We start from the raw sequence: 18931 nt of genomic DNA, 5'->3' as shown, positions 1-18931 counted from the left end.
GCGGGGACGTTAGGTTCGGATGCGGTTTCTTGTGTCATGACGGGAAACACACCCGTGCCCTCATTAAGCTTTTGAAAGCGTCGATGCGGTGTTTAGCGGAGATGCCGGATGCGGGCTGTGACGCAATTCACAGATGGGTGCCAATGATGCCGGGACTCACGGTTTCGTCATCGCCCTAAGGGTCGGAGCGACCGTGGAGCAAGTCCGAGCGACGCCAGCGTCAACCCGCAATGATACGGACGAAATTGCCATCCGCTTGTCCAGATCGGTCCGCTAGGGTGGGGACGCATGTGCACCAAGTACGATCCACAGCACGAAGCCGAGGCCGCGATAAAGCGGGCCGCCGCCTCCGAAGGCGACGACCGGCAACGCCTGATCCAGCTCGCCTTGGCCTGGCACCAGCTCGCCCGCGAGCGGCGCGAAGAAGAGGCGAAATGATCGCATTTGGCCGCACGACTGCGGTCGACGCGGCAGACCACAGCGGCCGTTCATGAGAAAAACCTCGTGCTCGGGGGGCAAGCACGAGGTCCTTCAAAGCCGACCGGGGTTGGCGGGTCGGCACCACTCGATTTCGTTGCATTCAACGCTGTGGTCGCGATCTCGTTCCGTGATCCCCTGACCAATAGGCGCGTCGCTGGTGCGTCGGCTGCAAGCGGCCCCCGCTTGGCTGGCCTAGGAACCATTCGTTCCGCGCCGACGTTGAGCGGCCATGACCGATCTTCAATTGCGTGCACAGTGCTTCGAGATCGCCTGGAGATATCTCGACCAGTCGGGCCAGCTCACCGGCGAGCACAAGGACTCTGCCCGCTTCATCCTGAACAAGATCGACCGCATGATGCTGCGGGGCGAGCGGCGCAGACTGCGGCTGTCCAACGCCGCGATCGATGCTTACCGGTTGCGGCCCGTGCTGGTGAGCGGGTCCGCATGAGGATCGCGGCAAGGCGGTGTTAAGACCTGCGACGAGCTGATTTTCGCAATCGCGATTCGTGCTTTGCGAACGAAGCGGAGTCGGACCGTGAACAGACTGGGCGCCCCCGAAGGGGCTTGCCGTCATGCGGCTTCCGTCTTCGGGACCGCGTCGGCATTGACCGACAGCTTGACGACGTCACCCTCGACGGCGCCGACATATTTCATGTCGATGTAGTGATGGTGGTCCTTGTGACCCGCAGGGCTGTCTTTCTTCGTCAGTTTGATCCGGTTGTTCTCGACACGGTCGACAGTGCCGACATGCGCGCCGTCCTTGCCGATAATCTTCATGTGTTCTCTGATCTGGCTCATGATGTCCTCCTTGCACATCTCAACGACGCAGATGCGGCTTCGTTGCAAGGGCGACGCGTTGGACCTCAGGTCCGCGCCGGACGTTGGATATGATCCAAGTTCGAAGTCTCGTATCAGGGATCGTATCAAGCGTCGCATGGAGTCCATCGAGGCCTATCTGGAGCGGAAGCACGAGGAGATCAGGCTCCTGAACGGCTGCCTGAGAAGCCCGCGGAACGTGCGCTGTCCGCGCTCGGTGGACGAGGTCATCGCGGCGAAATTCCAGCTGACCGCCGCACTACGCGCCGAGCACGAGCTGGCGGACTGGAAGGCGACCGAGACATCCTGGTCGGCGACCGCGCGTCCGACCAGCGGCCCGTTCGCATTCAGCTACGACTACCAGCGCGCGGATCTGAAGGTGAGCGGACCCTCGTTCTATGAAGACGCTCACGGCTGCACCAGCGAGGCCGTCTACACCGCGTCCGGCATGGCTGCGATCTCGGCGCTGCTGCTCGCATCGGCAAGGCTCGTCAGCAGAGGCGACATCGTGGTGCTGCCGGGCTCTTACGGTGAGACGCTGGAGCTGATCGAGCGCTTTGTCCCGCATTTGCGGCTCGTCACCATGAAGACGCCGGTGGCGGCCGTGCCTGTACCGGCCGGCTCGCCGGGAATTCTCCTGCTCGATTCCTGCATCGCCGCCGGCGCGTTCGAAGCGGTGCTGGGCTGCGACGGTTCGGCGCTCGATCTCCTGATCTTTGACACGACGTGTTTTGCCGGCCGGTCCGGCCGGATCCGGCGTGTCCTGCGTTGGGCGCGGCGATATCAAATCCCGGTCGTGATGGTGCGAAGCCATACCAAGCTGGATTCGCTCGGCGTGGAATACGGACGGCTCGGCTCCGCGGTGTTCGTTCGCTGGTGCGAGGAGGGCGCTGAACGTTCGTTGGCCGAACGCCTTGCGGCGGAGATGCGCGATGCCGTGCGGCTTCTCGGCGGGGCGGCGCTGCCGGCGCATTTTCCCCCGTTTGTGGGCAGCTCGGCCTATTGGGGCCTGACGAACCGACGCATTGCAGCCATCCTGCGCAACGGTCGTCATGCGGCCCGGCATTTCGCGCGCGAGCTCGCCTCGCTCTCGGCCGAGCTCCACTTCAGCCACGGGCTCTATGTCACCCTCCGCCCCAGGCGTACCCTCGACGAGGCCGGCGCGCGGCAAGCCGCCGAGGCTATGAGCCGTGATCTCAGCCGGGCCGGTTTTCCCATCCGTCACGCCGGCAGCTTCGGTTTTGATTTCGCCGCGACCGAGTGGTTTCACGACGCGACCACAGATGAGTACAGCGTGCGGGTGGCGGTACCTGATTTGCCGACCGAGCCGTGGAATGAGCTGCCGGCGGCGATTGCGGCGTGGTGGAGGGCACATCAGGCGGAGCTTGGCGAGGTGTGACCGATCCTCGCTTCCCTTTCACAATGATTTCAGGGAGCGATTCGCTGGAGTGGCGATCCCGGCAGGACTCGAACCTGCAACCCGCGGAGTAGAAATCCGCTACTCTATCCAGTTGAGCTACGGGACCGTCTTGAGCCGCCCCGGTTCAGCGGGCGGCCATCCACCTAACATGCCAATATGAAAAATCTGGTGTTTCGCCAAGTCTGAACCGAACCGATTTCCTCGATGCCGCGACAAAGCGGAACGGCGGGGTGTCAGGGTGCCGGGTTGAGCGGCAGCGCAACGGACGATGGTTCACATCGCCGGGAAGCGCTGAGGAGCTTCCGGGACACGGCTGCCGGTCGACTGGCTAGGTGTTGCTGCGCCATCAGGACGGCGTGCGTAGCGACATTGCGGCCGCTCTCCTCTAGGCTTGCCTTGTCATGGCGAATGCGACGATTTGCACCTTCGGTTCCATCGCCTTGAGTCCGTCACCTTTCCGCGCATTTCGTTTGCCGCCGCGGCGTTCGTCCGCGTTTTCCGGGAGTCCATCATGATCGGTCTTGTTCGCGCCGTCACAATCTGCGCCACGCTGGCGCTCGGCCTTTCGGCTGCGCTAGCCGCCGACAAAGCGTTCAAACGCGACGATCTCGCCGATTCCGCCATCAAGCTGGAGGCCCAGATCAAGAGCGAGGCGGGGCCGGTCGCCAAGACGAATGCGACGCTCAAGACGGACGCCGACGCCGCCTTCCGCCGTAATGACTACCGCACCGGACTGTCGGTGCTCGGCCAGATCGCGGCGACCACGCCCGACGATGCCGGCAACTGGCTGCGGCTCGCCAAGGTGATCTTCCAGATTTGGCCCAAGAACTCGAGCGAGCAGACCTTCCTTTTGGAGCGCGCCTCGACCGCCGCCTACATCGCCTACCAGCGCGCCGGCAATCCGGGTGAGGAGGCCGATGCGCTCGCCGTGCTCGGCAAGTCGCTGGCCGAACGCAAGCTGTGGCGGCCGGCGCTGGATGCGCTGCGGCTGTCGCTCGAGGCGCGCGAGGTCGCCGACGTCCGCGGCCAGTACGAGAAAATGCGCGACGAGCACGGCTTCCGGCTGCTCGACTATACAGTGGACTCGGATTCGGCGAGCCCGCGCGCCTGCTTCCAGTTCTCCGTGGAGCTCGCCAAGCGCACCGACTTCGCGCCGTTCCTGGCTCTCGCGGGCCAGGACAAGCCGGCGCTGTCGGCCGAGGGCAAGCAGCTCTGCGTCGACGGCCTCAAGCACGGCGAGCGCTACAACATCAATCTGCGCGCTGGCCTGCCGTCCACCGTCAAGGAAGGCCTGCCGAAGTCGGCCGAGTTCAACATCTATGTGCGCGACCGCAAGCCCTTCGTGCGCTTCACCAGCCGCGCGTATGTGCTGCCCAGGACCGGGCAGCGCGGCATTCCCGTGGTCAGCGTCAACACGCCCGCGGTCAACATCAACGTCTTCCGGATCGGCGACCGCAACCTGATCAACACGGTGGTGGACAGCGATTTCCAGAAGATGCTGACCAAATATCAGCTCGGCGATCTCGGCGACGAGCGCGGCGTCAAGGTCTGGTCCGGCGAGCTTGCGACCGCGATGAATCTGAACCAGGACGTCACCACGGCATTCCCGGTCGATCAAGCGCTGGGCGAGCTCCAGCCGGGCGTCTATGTGATGACCGCTGCCGCCAAGGGCCCGGGCTCGGATGATGATTACCAGCTCGCCACGCAATGGTTCATCGTCTCCGATCTCGGGGTGACAGCCTATTCCGGCAATGACGGCATCCATGTCTTCGTCAACTCGCTGGCCTCGACCGATCCGGTCGGCATGGCCGAGGTGCGGCTGGTTGCCCGTAACAACGAGATCTTGGCGAGCCGCAAGACCGACGACAGCGGCCACGTGCTGTTCGAGGCAGGCCTTGCGCGCGGCGAGGGTGGTCTGTCACCGGCGCTGCTGACCGTCACCGGCGAGAAGGCCGACTACGCTTTCCTCAGCCTGAAGACGTCGGCCTTCGACCTCTCGGATCGCGGCGTTTCGGGGCGCGCGGTGCCCGCGGGCGCCGACGCTTTCGTCTATGCCGAGCGCGGCGTCTACCGCTCCAGCGAGACGGTATTCCTGACGGCGCTGCTTCGCGACGGGCAAGGCAATGCCGTGACAGGCGGGCCGCTGACCCTGGTGATCGAGCGCCCCGACGGCGTCGAATTCCGCCGCGCCGTGCTGGCCGACCAGGGCGCCGGCGGCCGCACGCTCGCCGTGCCGCTCAACTCGGCCGTCCCGACCGGGACCTGGCGGGTGCGTGCCTTCACTGATCCGAAGGGCAACTCGGTCGGCGAGACCACCTTCATGGTCGAGGATTACGTCCCCGATCGGATCGAATTCGACTTGTCCGCCAAGGACAAGCTGATCAAAGCTAACGCTCCTGTGGAGCTTAAGGCGAACGGCCATTTCCTCTATGGCGCGCCGGCCGCCGGCCTCGCGCTCGAGGGCGATATGCTGATCGCGCCCGCAAGCGAGCGTCCGGGCTTTGCCAGCTACCAGTTCGGCGTTGCCGACGAGGAGACCACCTCAAACGAGCGCACGCCGCTTGAGAATTTGCCGGAGGCCGACGCCAACGGCGTCGCGACATTCCCGGTGACGTTGGACAAGCAGCCGGCATCGACGCGTCCACAGGAGGCGCAGATCTTCGTCCGCATGGTCGAGACCGGCGGCCGCGCCGTCGAGCGCAAGATCGTGCTGCCGGTCGCGCCCGCCGCAGCGCAGATCGGGATCAAGCCGCTGTTCGGCGACAAGAACGTCGCCGAGGGCGACAAGGCCGAGTTCGACGTCGTGTTCGTCTCGCCCGAGGGCGAGCGGCTGCGCCGCGACGGATTGCGCTACGAGCTCCTGAAGATGGAGTCGCGCTACCAATGGTATCGCCAGAACAATTACTGGGAGTACGAGCCGGTCAAGTCGACCTCGCGCGTCGCCGACGGTGACGTCACTGTTACGGCCGACAAGCCGGCGCGGATCTCGCTCAGCCCGCAGCCCGGCCGCTACCGGCTGGATGTGAAGTCGAACGATGCCGACGGCCCGGTAACCTCGGTGCAGTTCGACGTGGGCTGGTATTCCGACGGCAGCGCCGACACGCCGGACCTCCTGGAGACCTCGATCGACAAGCCGCAATACGCCTCCGGCGACACCATGACCGTGTCGGTCAATGTCCGCTCCGCCGGCAAGCTCACCGTCAACGTGCTCGGCGACCGCCTGCTCACGACGCAGACCATTGACGTCAAGGAGGGTACCGCCCAGGTCAAGCTGCCGGTCGGCAAGGATTGGGGCACCGGCGCCTATGTGGTGGCGACCTTGCGCCGTCCGCTCGACGCGGCCGCGCAGCGCATGCCGGGCCGCGCGATCGGCCTGAAATGGTTCGGCATCGACAAGCAGACCCGTACGCTTGCCGTGAAGCTGACGCCGCCGGCGCTGATCCGTCCTAATGCGACGCTGAAGATCCCGGTCAAGCTCGACGGGCTCAATCCCGGCGAGGACGCCAAGGTCGTGATCGCCGCGGTCGATGTCGGCATCCTCAACCTCACCAATTACAAGCCCCCGGCGCCGGACGATTACTATCTCGGCCAGCGCCGCCTGACCGCGGAGATCCGCGATCTCTATGGGCAGCTGATCGACGGGATGTCGGGCACGCGCGGCCAGATCAAGTCCGGCGGTGACGCCGGAGCCGCCGAGCTCCAGGGCTCGCCGCCTGCGCAGAAGCCACTGGCGCTCTATTCGGGCATTGTGACCGTTGGTGCCGACGGCACCGCCGAGGTGAGCTTCGACATTCCGGAGTTCGCCGGCACGGCGCGCGTCATGGCGGTGGCGTGGACCGCGACAAAACTCGGCCGCGCCAACACCGACGTGGTGATCCGCGATCCCGTGGTCCTGACCACGACCCTGCCGCGCTTCCTGCTCAATGGCGACCACGGCACGGTCAATCTCGAGATCGACAATGTCGAGGGCCAGGCCGGCGACTACGTCGTCAACGTCAAGAGCGGCGGCCCGGTGAAGATGACCGGCAATCCCGCAACCACGGTCAAGCTGGCCGCCAAGCAGCGCAACGCGTTCTCGCTCGCGCTCGATGCGACCGCGGCGGGGCAGGCGACGCTCGATGTCGACATCAGGGGACCGAATGGCCTTGCGCTGGCGCGCCACTATGCGTTCGACGTCAAGGCGGCAACACAGGTGCTGGCACGGCGCTCGATCCGCACCCTCGCCAAGGGCGAGAGCCTGACGCTGACCTCGGACATGTTCTCCGATCTCGTGCCGGGCACCGGCAGCGTCTCGGTTTCGGCGAGCCTGTCGACCGCACTCGACGCCGCGACGATCCTCAAAGCGCTCGACCGCTACCCCTATGGCTGCTCGGAGCAGATCACGAGCCGCGCCATGCCGCTGCTCTATGTCAACGAGCTCGCGGCCGGCGCGCATCTCGCCATGGACACCGAGGTCGACCAACGCATCCGCGACGCGATCGAACGGCTTTTGGCGCGTCAGGGCGCCAACGGCTCGTTCGGCCTGTGGTCGGCGGGCGGCGACGATGCCTGGCTCGATGCCTACGTCACGGACTTCCTGACCCGCGCCCGCGAAAAGGGTTTTGTGGTGCCGGATGTCCTGTTCAAGAACGCGCTGGACCGCATCCGCAACTCCGTCGTCAACGGCAACGAGCCGGAGAAGGACGGCGGCCGCGATCTCGCCTACGGTCTCTACGTGCTCGCCCGCAACGGCGCGGCGCCGATCGGCGACCTCCGCTATCTCGCCGACACCAAGCTGAACAATCTGGCGACGCCGATCGCCAAATCTCAGCTTGCGGCGGCGCTCGCTTTGGTCGGCGACCGCAACCGCGCGGAGCGGGTCTACGGCGCCGCCCTCGACAGCCTTGCGCCGAAGCCCGTGCTTGAGTTCGGTCGCACCGACTACGGCTCGCAGCTCCGCGATGCCGCAGCGCTGGTCTCGCTTGCCAGCGAAGGCAACGCGCCGAAGGCGACGCTGACGCAGGCGGTCTCGCGGGTGGAAGTCGCGCGGGGGCTGACGCCCTACACCTCCACGCAGGAGAATGCGTGGCTGGTGCTGGCGGCGCGGGCGCTGGCCAAGGAGAACCTCTCGATCGAGGTCGACGGCCAGCCGGTCAAGACTGCGCTTTATCGCAGCTACAAGGCGGACACGCTGAGCGGCAAGCCGCTGAAGATCACCAACACTGGCGACGCACCGGTGCAGGCGGTGGTCTCGGTGTCGGGCTCGCCGGTGACACCGGAGCCGGCCGCCTCCGCCGGGTTCAAGATCGAGCGCAACTACTTCACGCTCGACGGCAAGCCCGCCGATATCAGCAAGGTCAAGCAGAACGATCGCTTCGCCGTCGTGTTGAAGATCACGGAAGCGAAACCGGAGTACGGCCACATCATGGTGTCCGACTATCTGCCGGCGGGTCTGGAGATCGACAATCCGAAGCTGGTCTCGTCGGGCGACAGCGGCACGCTGGACTGGATCGAGGACGGCGAGGAGCCCGAGGATACTGAGTTCCGCGACGACCGCTTCACCGCGGCCGTGGACCGGACCTCGGATTCCAAGGCGGTGTTCACCGTCGCCTATGTCGTGCGGGCGGTCTCGCCCGGCAAATACGTGCTGCCGCAGGCCCATGTCGAGGACATGTACAACCCCTCACGCTACGGCCGGACGGGCACGGGCAGTGTCGAAGTGCGGGCGGCGAAGTGAGTGGTGGGATGAGCGAGGCTGACAACGTATCTCGTCATTCCGGGGCGGTGCAAAGCACCGAACCCGGAATCTCGAGATTCCGGGTCTGGTCCTTCGGACCAGCCCGGAATGACAGCAGCGGAGCGAAAGGCAGGGGTCCTCGCGCTCTCTCCGCCCTCGCGCTCACCTTCATCCTCGCCATCATCGGCTTCGTCGCATGGGTCTATTCCCTCGGACCTCTCCCGCTCGACGAGGCGCGGCAGGTCTCGACCACGGTCGTCGATCGCAACGGAAAGCTTCTCCGCGCCTACGCGATGGCGGATGGGCGGTGGCGGTTGCCGGTCGATGCCAAAACGAACGTCGATCCGACCTACCTGAAACTGCTGTTCGCCTATGAGGACCAGCGCTTTTACGCCCATAACGGCCTCGATCCGCTCGCGCTCGGACGCGCCGCGTTGCAGCTGGGAACGCGCGGCCAGATCGTGTCCGGCGGCTCGACCATCTCGATGCAGCTCGCCCGGCTGATGGAGCCGCGGCGGCAGCGCTCACTTTATGCCAAGCTGCACCAGATCGTCCGCGCGATTGAGCTGGAGCGCAGCATGAGCAAAGCTGAGATCCTCAACCTCTACCTCGCGCTCGCGCCTTACGGCGGCAATCTCGAAGGCATCCGCGCCGCCTCGATCGCCTATCTCGGCAAGGAGCCGAAACGCCTCTCGCTCTCCGAAGCTGCCTTGCTGGTCGCCCTGCCGCAATCGCCGGAGACGCGCCGGCTCGACCGCTATCCCGAGACGGCGCGCAAGGCGCGCGATCGGGTGCTCGATCGCATGGTCGCGGAGCATGTCGTCAGCCCTGAGGATGCGGCGCAGGCCAAGGTCGCGCCCGTGCCAAAACTGCGCAAGCCGATGCCGATCCTGGCGCCGCATGCCTCGGACTCCGCGCTTGCGACCGTCAAGGAGACGCCGGTCATCAAGTTGACGCTGGATGCGACCTTGCAGAAGGTGCTGGAGCCGCTGGCCCACGACCGCGCGATTGCGCTGGGGCCGAACATCTCGGTCGGCATCATCGTGGTCGATAATGAGAGCGGCGACGTGCTCGCGCGCGTCGGATCGGCCGATTATTTCGACGAGAGCCGGGCAGGGAAGGTGGACATGACCCGTGCCGTCCGCTCGCCGGGCTCGACGCTGAAACCGTTCATCTATGGCCTCGCCTTCGAGGACGGGTTCGTCCATCCCGACAGCCTGATCGACGACCGTCCGGTCCGCTTCGGCTCCTACGCGCCGGAAAATTTCGACATGACGTTCCAGGGCACGGTGCCGGTGAAAAAGGCGCTGCAATTGTCGCTGAACGTGCCGGCGATCGTGCTGCTCGACCGCGTCGGCGCGAGCCGGCTGGTCTCGCGGCTGCGCCAGGCCGGCGGCAGTCTCGTGCTGCCCAAGGACGAGGCGCCGGGCCTTGCCATGGGTCTTGGCGGCGTTGGCGTGACGCTCCAGGACCTTGCCCAGCTCTACACGGGTTTCGCCCGGCTCGGCACCACCAAGCCGCTGCGCGAGGTCATCGCGGCCAAGGACGACCGCGAGCCGATGCGGCTGTTGGACCAGGCCGCGGCCTGGCAGGTCGGCAACGTGCTGCTCGGCACGCCGCCGCCGGAGAATGCCGCTCACAACCGCATCGCGTTCAAGACCGGCACGTCTTACGGCTATCGCGATGCCTGGTCGGTCGGCTTCGATGGCCGCATGACCATCGGTGTCTGGGTCGGCCGGCCCGACGGCGGCCCGGTTCCCGGGCTGATCGGGCGCGTCGCCGCAGCTCCAATCCTGTTCGACGCTTTCGCCCGCACCGGCAAGACGCTGGCCCCGCTGCCGAAGCCGCCGAAGGGAACCCTGATGGCTAGCAACGCCAAGCTGCCGCTGCCGCTGAAACGGTTCCGGCCGATCGGGGAACTGGTGCGGACCGGGGGCGAGCAGGCGCTGCACATCCAGTTTCCGCTGAACGGCTCGCGCATCGATGTCGATCGCTCCGGCGGCCCGGAAGCGGCCGCCATGCCCGTCAAGGTCGCCGGTGGCGTCCTGCCCATGACGGTGATGGTCAATGGAACCTCGCGCGGCGAGATCGACGGCCGGCGCCAGCGCCTGATCGATCCGCCCGGCCCCGGCTTTGCGCGGCTCACCGTGATCGATGCCACGGGCGCCGCGGACACAGTTGTCATTCGAATTCAATAACCCTGGCTTAAGCGGTTGTGGCGATGGCGGTTTCAGCGTAAGCGGAACCAATGGCCGAGACCTACCCACCTCCCCGTTTTGGAGCGCCCCGCGAGCCCAAAGCGCCCGTAGATCCGGGCAGCCGGCTGGTGTCGCTGCTCGACGCCGTCACGTCCAGCCATGCCCGCGCGGCCGGCTTCCTGGTGCTGTGCGCGTTGCTGCTGTTCCTGCCGGGCTTCTTCACCATCCCGCCGGTCGACCGCGACGAGGCGCGCTTTGCGCAGGCGACCAAGCAGATGGTCGAGAGCGGCGACTATGTCGACATCCGCTTCCAGGAGGACGTCCGCTACAAGAAGCCGGTTGGCATCTACTGGTTGCAGTCGGCCGCGGTTGAAGCTGCCACGGCGCTCAAACTGCCGAAGGCCGAATTGCGGATCTGGGTCTACCGCATTCCTTCGCTGTTAGGGGCGATCGGCGCGGTGCTCATGACCTATTGGGCCGCCCTCGGCTTCGTCACGCGGCGCGCCGCGGTGCTCGCTGCGCTGTTGATGTGCGCCTCCGTGCTGCTCGGTGTCGAGGCTCGGCTGGCAAAGACCGACGCGATGCTGCTGTTCTGCGTGACCGCCGCGATGGGCGCGATGTCGCGCGCCTATCTGTCCTGGCAACGCGCCGAGGACGAGACGCATCCACCGTGGAGCTGGCCCGCGATCTTCTGGACCGCGCTCGCGGTCGGCATTCTGATCAAGGGTCCGCTGATCCTGATGTTCGCCGGCCTGACCATCATCGCGCTGGCAATCCTGGATCGCGATGCCTCCTGGCTGTGGAAGCTGCGCCCGCTCTGGGGCCTGATGTGGACGCTGGTGCTGGTGCTGCCCTGGTTCGTCGCGATCTTCTGGCGCGCGGGCGACGCCTTCTTTGCGGACTCCGTCGGCGGCGACATGCTGAGCAAGATCGGCGCCCAGGAATCCCATGGCGCGCCGCCCGGGCTTTACCTTGCGCTGTTCTGGATCACGTTCTGGCCGGGCGCGCCGCTCGCGGCGATGGCGGCGCCTGCGGTGTGGCGGGCGCGTCGCGAGCCCGGCGCGCAGTTCCTGCTGGCCTGGCTGATCCCGTCCTGGATCGTGTTCGAGGCGGTGTTGACCAAGCTGCCGCATTACGTGCTGCCGCTCTATCCGGCGATTGCGATCCTCACAGTTGGCGCGCTGGAGCGGAACGTGCTGTCGCGCTCCTGGCTCGCGCGCGGCTCGGCCTGGTGGTTCGCGATCCCCGCGGCGGCTTCGATCATCGCGGTGGTCGGCGCGGTCATGCTGACGCGGCAGCCGGCCTTCGTCGCCTGGCCGTTCATCGCGGCCTCGCTGATCTTCGGCCTGTTCGCCTGGTGGCTGTTCGACACCAACCGCGCCGAGCGGTCGGTGCTGAATGCACTGGTCGCCGCCCTGATGCTGGCGGTCGTGGTCTGGGGCATCGTGCTGCCCTCGCTGACCCCGCTGTTTCCGAGTATCGAGGTGGCGCGCGCGCTGCGCAACGTCAGCTGCGTCGGACCGAAGGCGGCGGCTGCCGGCTATCACGAGCCGAGCCTGGTGTTCCTCACGGGCACGCAGACATTGCTCACCGATGGCTCCGGTGCGGCAGACTTCCTGCGGCAGGGAAGCTGCCGCTTCGCGCTGATCGAGCAGCGCTCGGAGCGCAGCTTCGTGCAGCGCGCCGAGGCGATCGGGCTGCGCTACAAGGTCGGCGCGCGCATCGACGGCTACAATTTCTCGCAAGGGCGGCCGATCTCGATCTCGATCTTCCGTTCGGAAGGCACCGAGTAGGATGTCGGCAGCGAGCGACATCGCGGCGCGTGCGAGCTATCCTGCACAATTGTTCGCCGTGTCCGGACGCGCGCTGGCGCAGCTCGTGCGTGCACCGTCGCATTCGCGCCGCGCGGCTGCCGCGCGCAAGCTGGCACGGCATTCGCTCTGGCTGAGCGCGGCGGGCGCGGCCTTGATCATCGTGCTGATGGTCGCTTTCGACCTGACCGAGATCCAGCTGATGCCGGCGCGCGGCACGCCAAGCCTGTGGCCGGTCCGCATCCTCACCGATTTCGGCAAGGACGAGTATGTGCTCTCGGTGCTCGGCGCCGCGCTGGTGGTCGTGGCGCTCGTTGCGGCCGGCCTTCACGGCACGCGCCGCGCGCTGCTGCTCGGCTTTGGCACGCGGCTCCAGTACCTGTTCCTGTCCGTTGCCCTGTCGGTATTCGTTGCCGAGATCCTGAAATATCTCATCGGGCGCGGACGTCCGTTCGTCGGCGGCGTGGCCAATCCGTTCAACTTCATCCCGTTCGAGGGGACCGGGGCTTACGCCAGCCTGCCGTCTGGCCATGCGGTGACGGCGTTCGCCTTGGCGTTCGCGGTGTCGGCGCTGTGGCCGCGGCTGCGCGTGTTCATGTTCACTTACGCAATCGTGATCCTGCTGACGCGCCTCGTGCTGCTCGCGCATCACCCGAGCGACGTCACCGCCGGCGCCCTCTTGGGCATGGTCGGGGCGATGGCGGTCCGTTACTGGTTCGCGGCCCGCAGGCTGGCCTTTGCGATCCGGGCCGACGGCACCATTGTGCCTCTTCCGGGGGCGGATTCGGGCCGCCTCAAAAGGGTTGCCCGCGGGGCATCTGCCCCATAAAAGCGGCTGCTCCTGGGACCGCCGGTTCCTTGAGGGCAGGCCCATTCCAAACCACGAGCCTCCTTTGTCGACGTCCCAGCCTTCGGTTTCCATCGTCGTTCCCGTGCGCAACGAAGCCGACAACATCGCGCCGCTGATCGCCGAGATCTGCGCGGCGCTCGATGGCCGCTGGGCCTACGAGATCATCTACGTCAACGACGGCTCGACGGACGCGACCGGCGAGCGCCTGGTGGCGATGATGAAGCAGCGGGACAATCTGCGGCAGCTCCGCCACGCTAAGTCGGGCGGCCAGTCGGCGGCGGTGCGCAGCGGCGTGCGCGCGGCCCGCGGGCAGATCGTGGCGACGCTCGACGGCGACGGCCAGAACAACCCGGCGTTCCTGCCGGAACTGATCGCCGCGGTCGAGAAGGGCAGCAATGTCGGGCTCGCCGCGGGACAACGCGTCGGCCGCAAGGACACCGGTTTCAAGAAGCTTCAGTCGCGCGTCGCCAATGGCGTCCGCAACGCGATCCTCAAGGACGGCACGCGCGATACCGGATGCGGGCTGAAGGCGTTCCGGCGCGATATCTTCCTGATGATGCCCTATTTCGACGGTCTGCACCGCTTCCTGCCGGCGTTGGTCCGCCGCGAAGGCTTCGATATTGCCTATATCGACGTGATCGACCGGCCACGCCATTCCGGCGTGTCGAACTATGGTTTCTTCGACCGGCTGTGGATCGGCATCATGGACCTCGCTGGCGTGTGGTGGCTGATCCGTCGCAAGAAGCCGACACCAGAGGTGACCGAGGTGAACGCATGATCATTCAATACGGTCAGGCGCTGAGCAATTATCTTTACGACGTTTTCGTCGCCAAGTTCGATTTCTGGCTGGCGTTCGGGCTCGTCGCGCAGCTGTTCTTCACCGCGCGCTTCCTGGTGCAGTGGATCGCGAGCGAACGCGCCGGCAACAGCGTGGTGCCGATGGCGTTCTGGTTCTGCTCCATGGGGGGCGGGCTGATGACGCTGGTCTACGGCGTCGTGAAGCGCGAACCGGTCATCATTCTCGGACAGGCGCTGGCCACGATTATCTATGTCCGCAACATCATGCTGATCTGGAAGAACCGCGGCCGCGCCTCGAAGACGCTGGAGCGGTGACCAAAGGCGGCGCGTTTCGCCGGTGCCGTCGCGCGCAGCGGCGGCAATCATGCCTAAAGCGCGATGACGATTCAGCCCAATCTCATCGCGCTTTAGCGCGGCAGCGCCGAAGCCGCGCCTGAGGCGGGCAGAGTGGCCGTCTCGGTCTCGGTCCGGCGATAGGGCTCGCCGGCTGCCTCCAGCACAGGATAGGCGACCGAGCAGATATGCGAATGGATGCGGCGCAGATCGCGCAGCACGTCCAGATGCAGCGAGGTGGTCTCGATGGTCTCCGGGCGGCCTTCGCGCAAGCGGTCGAGATGGCGCTCGACGGCGGCGAGCTCGGTGTTCCTGAGCGTGGTCTTCTCCACCAGCAGCTTGCGCGCCTCGTTGGCGTCGCCCGACATGAACACGCCGAAGGCGATGCGCAGCGAGTCCATCGTGCGTTTGTGGAAGGCGGCGAGCTCCTCGGCACCCTCGGCCGAGAATTGCAGGCGCCGCTTGATCTTCTTGGTGGCAAGCTCGCTCAAATTCTTGTCGATGATGTCGCCGATATGCTCGAGGTTGATGGCGAAGGAGATGATCTCCATCGCGCGCCGGCCCTCGCTCTCGTCGAGGCTGCCCCGCGTCAGTTTCGTCACGTAGAGCTTGATCGCCTCGTCGAGGCCGTCGACGGCATTGTCGGTCTTCGTGACCTGGTCGACCAGCGCCCGGTCGCCCGTCATCATCGCGGCCATCACCTTGCGCAGCATGACCTCGACGAGGTCGCCCATGCGCAGGGTTTCGCGGGCGGCGTCGGCGAGCGCCAGTGACGGCGTCTCCAGCGCACTCTCGTCCAGATAGCGCGGCCGGGCCGGGTCCGCCTCCTGGACGCGATCGGGCAATAGCCGGGTCAGGAGGCCCGACATGGTGTCGAGCAGCCCGATGAAGATGACGGCCGTACCGGCATTGAAGGCGACGTGGAACGCCGCCGTCATTTTGGCGAGATCGGGCTGCCAGGCATGCATGTGCCCGGCGATCACGTTCAGGAACGGGAGGACGATCGCGATTCCGGCGATGCGGTTGATGAGATTGCCGACCGGCAGGCGATAGCTCGCGGGATCGTCGCGCCTCGCACCTTCGAACACGGGATTGATGGCACTGCCGAGATTGGCCCCGAGCACCAGTGCGAGCGCCGCGTCGGGTGTGATGAACTGCGAATAGGCCAGCGACATGATCAGCAGCACGCTGGCGACGCTCGAATGCACCGCCCAAGTGACGAGTGCGGCGATGACGATGCACAGGACGGGATCGCCCGTGATGGCCGAGATCATGACGCGCATGCCGGGCGCGTTCTCCGCCGGCGCCAGCGTGTCGAGCAGGATGTGCAGCGACAGCAGCATCAAGCCGAGGCCGATACAGACGCGGCCAATGTCCTTGATCCGCGAACGCGGTCCCGAGCGGAAGGCGACGAGGCCCAGCACGAACAACACCGGCGCGACTGCCGCGATATTGAACGAGAGCACCTGCACGATCAGCGTCGTGCCGACATTGGCCCCTAACATGATCGCGAGCGCGGCGGCGAGGCTGACGAGGCCTTCGGCGGCGAAGGAGCTGGTGATCAGCGCGGTCGCCGTGCTGCTCTGGAGCAGCGCGGTGAGGCCGAGGCCCGCCGCAAACGCCTTGAAACGATTGCCAAGCGCCTTGCCGAGCAGCCGCCGCAGGTCCGGGCCGAAGGCGCGCAAAATGCCGCTGTGGACCATGTGCAGGCCCCACAACAACAGCGCAACGCCGCCCATTAGATCGAGCAGAACCAACGTTCCCATTCTCCGTGTCCGGATTGAGAGTCGATTGGTGAGGCTAGCGCCAAACGCTTGACGTTCAAACCATTTGTTGGCGCATCGGCGTTAACGCCTGCGTGGGTTGCTCGTTCCTGCAGCGCGATGCCTTGTAACAGACTCACATTGCCGCTTTGAGGGCGGCGAAGCCGCGATCGAGATCAGTCTTGAGGTCGTCGGTGCTCTCAAGCCCGATGTGGAGACGAAGAGTCGGTCCGCCCGGCGCCCACTTGGTCGCGGTGCGATAGGCATCGCAGTCAAAGGGGATCGCAAGGCTCTCGAAGCCGCCCCAGGAAAAACCCATGCCGAACAGCTTGAGCGTGTTGAGCATGGTGTCGACCGCCTTCTGCGGCGCCGGCTTCAAGACGATGCTGAACAGGCCCGACGCGCCGGTGAAGTCGCGTTTCCAGATCGCGTGGCCCGGATCGGTCTCCAGCCCAGGATGCAGCACGCGTGCGATCTCGGGTCTTGCTGCCAGCCAGCGCGCCATCTCGAGGCCTGAACGATGATGCTGCGCCAATCGTACCGACAGCGTGCGCAGACCACGCAGCGCGAGGAAGACGTCATCGGGACCAGCGCAGACGCCGAGCAGGCGGATGCCTTCCGCAACTATCGGCCAGGTCCTGGCATTGGCCGAGATGGTGCCGAACATGATGTCGGAATGGCCGCCGATATATTTGGTGGCCGCCTGCATGCTGATGTCGACGCCTTGCTCGAGCGAGCGGTGATAGAGCGGTGTCGCCCAGGTGTTGTCGTCGATCACGAGCGCGCCCTTCGCATGCGCGACCTCGGCGATGGCGCGAATGTCCGGCATCTCGAAGGATTGCGAACCCGGGGCCTCGACCAGCACCGCGCGCGTGTTCGGCTTGAACAGCTTTTCGATGCCGGCGCCGATCAGCGGATCGAAATAGGTGGTCTCAACGCCGTAGCGGGTCAGCATGCCGTTGCAGAAATTGCGCGAGGGCCGATAGACGTTGTCGCAGACGAGGATGTGGTCGCCGGCCTTCAGCACCGAGAGCAGGGTGGTGGAGATCGCCGACAGCCCCGACGGAACGATGCCGACGCCGGCACATTGCGGCCCCTCCAGCGCCATCAGCGTCTCCTGGAACGCCTTGGTGGTGGGCGTGCCGTGGCGGCCATAGGTGAACTCGCCGCGATGGGCGTGCAGGTCCTCGGCGGTCGGATAGAGCACGGTCGAGCCGTGGAACACCGGCGGATTGACGAAGCCCTTCTGCGCCTTGGTGTCGCGGCCGGAGGTGACCAGCCGGGTCTCGGCCTGCTGCTGAAGGGGATGCGGGGAATCCATGCGCCTGCTTTCAAAAAAGCGTTTCCGCTGGCGCGCATCGCGTCCGCGGGCTGGCCGAACGGCCGCTGCCGTTAATAACAGAACACAGAAGAGTCCCGTCAACCCCTTGACCCGGCTCGCCAGTCGTTCTGTGATGCGCAGGTGCTATTCAGTCGCCGCATGTTGAGGGGCCTGCCGCGACCTTCGATCCATCGTCTGACCGGACCTTGCGCCACAGCCACAAAGGCGGGCGCCTGCGGCGGGGATTAGGTTATGGCCTCTCGGGATGGGCGGGTGTTCGGCAAAGTTTCCAGCATGACTCTTGCAGGGCTCGTCCTGCGACGCCTAGTCCTGGCAGAGACGATCCTGAGACAACGTTCCTTGAGACGACCTTGAAAGGCCTTCAGCCCATGAAACGCGTAACCCTGGCTCTCACTCTCGCTCTCGCCGCCGGCCTGACTGCCCAGACCGCCGGAGCGCAAACGCTCAAGACCGTCAAGGATCGGGGCACACTGTCCTGCGGCGTCAGCCAGGGCCTGCCGGGCTTCTCCTCGCCGGACGACAAGGGCAACTGGACCGGCCTCGACGTCGACGTCTGCCGCGCGATTGCGGCCGCCATCTTCAATGACCCGACCAAGGTCAAGTACGTGCCGACCTCGGCCAAGGACCGCTTTACCGCGCTGCAATCCGGCGAGATCGACGTGCTCTCGCGCAACACCACCTGGACCATCTCGCGCGACACCTCGCTCGGCGCCAACTTCACCGGCGTGACCTATTACGACGGGCAGGGCTTCATGGTGAAGAAGTCGCTCAAGGTGAATTCCGCGCTGGAGCTGAACAGCGCCTCGGTCTGCGTGCAGACCGGCACCACCACCGAGCAAAATCTCGCCGACTACTTCAAGGCCAACAACATGAAGTACGAGGTGATCGCGTTCGGCACCAACGACGAAACGGTCAAGGCCTATGAGGCCGGCCGCTGCGACGTCTTCACCACCGACCAGTCGGGCCTCTACTCCAACCGCCTCAAGCTCGCCAATCCCAACGACCACATGGTGCTCCCCGAGATCATCTCGAAGGAGCCGCTGGGACCGATGGTGCGCCACGGCGACGACCAGTGGTTCGACATCGTGAAATGGACGCTTTTCGCGATGGTCACTGCCGAAGAGCTCGGCATCACCTCGAAGAACGTCGACGAGAAGCTCAAGATGGAAAATCCGGAGCTGAAGCGCGTGCTCGGCACCGACGGCAATTTCGGCGAACAGCTCGGTCTCACCAAGGACTGGGTGATCCGGATCGTGAAGGCCGTCGGCAATTACGGCGAGGTGTTCGACCGCAACGTCGGCTCGGGCTCGCCGCTCGCGATCAATCGCGGTCTCAACAACCTCTGGAACAAGGGTGGTCTCCAATACGCGCCGCCGATCCGCTGATTCCGCCTGATCCGCGGCG

General features: G+C 65.8%; 13 protein-coding genes and 1 tRNA gene. 10 read left to right on the top strand and 4 right to left on the bottom strand.

The window, feature by feature from the left end:
* Positions 1–288: 288 nt before the first annotated feature.
* Together ACVWY3_RS11460 and ACVWY3_RS11455 are read left to right on the top strand one after the other, a co-directional pair.
* Complete coding sequence (locus tag ACVWY3_RS11460; protein WP_456838532.1) at positions 289–438, top strand: hypothetical protein; 150 nt, start codon at positions 289–291, stop codon at positions 436–438.
* A gap of 271 nt (positions 439–709) precedes the next feature.
* On the top strand, positions 710–928 hold the full coding sequence (locus ACVWY3_RS11455; protein WP_456838531.1) for a hypothetical protein: 219 nt from the start codon (positions 710–712) through the stop codon (positions 926–928).
* A gap of 122 nt (positions 929–1050) precedes the next feature.
* Here ACVWY3_RS11455 and ACVWY3_RS11450 read toward each other — a convergent pair whose 3' ends face one another.
* Positions 1051–1278, bottom strand: coding sequence for a DUF2171 domain-containing protein (locus ACVWY3_RS11450; RefSeq protein WP_456838530.1), 228 nt, complete (start codon positions 1276–1278; stop codon positions 1051–1053).
* A gap of 136 nt (positions 1279–1414) precedes the next feature.
* On the opposite strand from ACVWY3_RS11450, the gene ACVWY3_RS11445 reads away from it, so the two are divergent.
* A complete protein-coding gene (locus tag ACVWY3_RS11445; protein ID WP_456838529.1) occupies positions 1415–2695 on the top strand; it encodes a hypothetical protein in 1281 nt (426 codons plus the stop codon).
* A gap of 50 nt (positions 2696–2745) precedes the next feature.
* Here the strand turns inward: ACVWY3_RS11445 and ACVWY3_RS11440 are convergent.
* Positions 2746–2822 (bottom strand) — tRNA-Arg (locus ACVWY3_RS11440).
* Between the two features lie 405 nt (positions 2823–3227).
* On the opposite strand from ACVWY3_RS11440, the gene ACVWY3_RS11435 reads away from it, so the two are divergent.
* The 6 genes from ACVWY3_RS11435 to ACVWY3_RS11410 all read left to right on the top strand — a co-directional run bounded on the left by ACVWY3_RS11435 (position 3228) and on the right by ACVWY3_RS11410 (position 14404).
* The gene (locus ACVWY3_RS11435; RefSeq protein ID WP_456838528.1) at positions 3228–8432 is read left to right on the top strand and encodes an alpha-2-macroglobulin family protein; all 5205 of its coding nucleotides are present in this window, start codon (positions 3228–3230) and stop codon (positions 8430–8432) included.
* An 8-nt stretch (positions 8433–8440) separates the two neighbouring features.
* Positions 8441–10630 carry a penicillin-binding protein 1C gene (pbpC, locus tag ACVWY3_RS11430; RefSeq protein WP_456838527.1) on the top strand — a complete coding sequence of 730 codons (2190 nt, stop codon included), beginning with the start codon at positions 8441–8443 and terminating at the stop codon, positions 10628–10630.
* A gap of 50 nt (positions 10631–10680) precedes the next feature.
* Positions 10681–12423 carry an ArnT family glycosyltransferase gene (locus ACVWY3_RS11425; protein ID WP_456838526.1) on the top strand — a complete coding sequence of 581 codons (1743 nt, stop codon included), beginning with the start codon at positions 10681–10683 and terminating at the stop codon, positions 12421–12423.
* A gap of 1 nt (position 12424) precedes the next feature.
* Entirely contained in the window at positions 12425–13270 is an 846-nt protein-coding gene (locus ACVWY3_RS11420) for a phosphatase PAP2 family protein (RefSeq protein ID WP_456838525.1), read from the top strand.
* Between the two features lie 64 nt (positions 13271–13334).
* Positions 13335–14069: a glycosyltransferase family 2 protein gene (locus tag ACVWY3_RS11415; RefSeq protein WP_456838524.1), complete on the top strand. Its 735-nt coding sequence runs from the start codon at positions 13335–13337 to the stop codon at positions 14067–14069.
* Positions 14066–14404 (top strand): lipid-A-disaccharide synthase N-terminal domain-containing protein, encoded by a 339-nt coding sequence (locus ACVWY3_RS11410; protein ID WP_456838523.1) that lies wholly within the window; start codon positions 14066–14068, stop codon positions 14402–14404. Before ACVWY3_RS11415 ends, ACVWY3_RS11410 begins: the two co-directional genes overlap by 4 nt.
* A 92-nt stretch (positions 14405–14496) precedes the next feature.
* On the opposite strand, the gene ACVWY3_RS11405 is transcribed toward ACVWY3_RS11410, so the two are convergent.
* Together ACVWY3_RS11405 and metC are read right to left on the bottom strand one after the other, a co-directional pair.
* Positions 14497–16188 carry a Na/Pi cotransporter family protein gene (locus tag ACVWY3_RS11405; protein WP_456838522.1) on the bottom strand — a complete coding sequence of 564 codons (1692 nt, stop codon included), beginning with the start codon at positions 16186–16188 and terminating at the stop codon, positions 14497–14499.
* A gap of 133 nt (positions 16189–16321) precedes the next feature.
* On the bottom strand, positions 16322–17506 hold the full coding sequence (metC, locus tag ACVWY3_RS11400) for a cystathionine beta-lyase (protein WP_456838521.1): 1185 nt from the start codon (positions 17504–17506) through the stop codon (positions 16322–16324).
* A gap of 389 nt (positions 17507–17895) precedes the next feature.
* Here metC and ACVWY3_RS11395 point away from each other — a divergent pair, with 389 nt between their 5' ends.
* Positions 17896–18912 carry an amino acid ABC transporter substrate-binding protein gene (locus ACVWY3_RS11395; protein WP_456838520.1) on the top strand — a complete coding sequence of 339 codons (1017 nt, stop codon included), beginning with the start codon at positions 17896–17898 and terminating at the stop codon, positions 18910–18912.
* The last annotated feature ends 19 nt before the right edge of the window (positions 18913–18931 follow it).

It is taken from the genome of Bradyrhizobium sp. USDA 4486 (assembly GCF_054057995.1).
This window is presented reverse-complemented; position numbering and strand designations above follow the sequence as displayed.